The 699-nt window shown below is 67.1% G+C and carries 1 protein-coding gene; it reads right to left on the reverse strand.

Annotated elements, in window-relative coordinates:
* The coding region (locus ARC78_RS16730) for a pepsin/retropepsin-like aspartic protease family protein (protein WP_425480574.1) at positions 1–285 on the reverse strand (285 nt) is incomplete at its 3' end.
* Positions 286–699 lie beyond the last annotated feature (414 nt).

Genomic DNA, 699 nt, shown 5'->3' on the forward strand with positions numbered 1-699 from the left:
GCCCATGCCGCTGGCGCCGGTATCCACGGCAAACCGGAACGGCCCGCGGCCGTTGACGCCCACCGGAACGTAGATGCGGCCATCGATCACCTCGAACGGCACGCGCAGCTGCCAATCCGCCTCCGGCCTATCGGCCAGCGTGCAGGCGTCGGCAGCCAGCGCAGGGGCACCGGCGGACAGTGCCGCGCACAGCAAGGTTGCTGTCCCGATGGCGTGCCGGCCCCAACGCTTGCGTATCGATGCCGGCGATGACGCCAGCGACAGGGTCGGGAAGTGCCGCTTCATGGAGACATCCGTTGTGAGCAGAGGTGGGGCAACCTGTCACGGTGGTGGCCCCCTCGCCACCGGCATGCGACCGAGGGGCACAGCAACCGCCCAAGTGGGGAATACCGCGATGAAGCTTCTGAAGCGGCTACCACAGAGGGGCTGTCTGCGCACCGGCCGACACCGGGGACACGGGCATCGACCGGACATCCTGACGGGCAGGGAGGGGGCGGCTGTGGCGAATGTGCCGCGCTCGGGCGAAGCGGGCATCCGCCCCTGCCTGGGAGGGACTACAGCCCCAATACCTCGGCAGCGAATGCCTGCGCCGAAAAAGTATTTCCGGGTGGACCGCAATAGCGGCCCGATTGCGTATCCAGCACGTAGCTGGCACTGGCAAGCAATGAACCGTCGCCTCGATCCTTGATCTCAATGGTT

The sequence above is a fragment of the Stenotrophomonas pictorum JCM 9942 genome (assembly GCF_001431585.1).
GTDB classification, from domain to species: domain Bacteria; phylum Pseudomonadota; class Gammaproteobacteria; order Xanthomonadales; family Xanthomonadaceae; genus Stenotrophomonas; species Stenotrophomonas pictorum.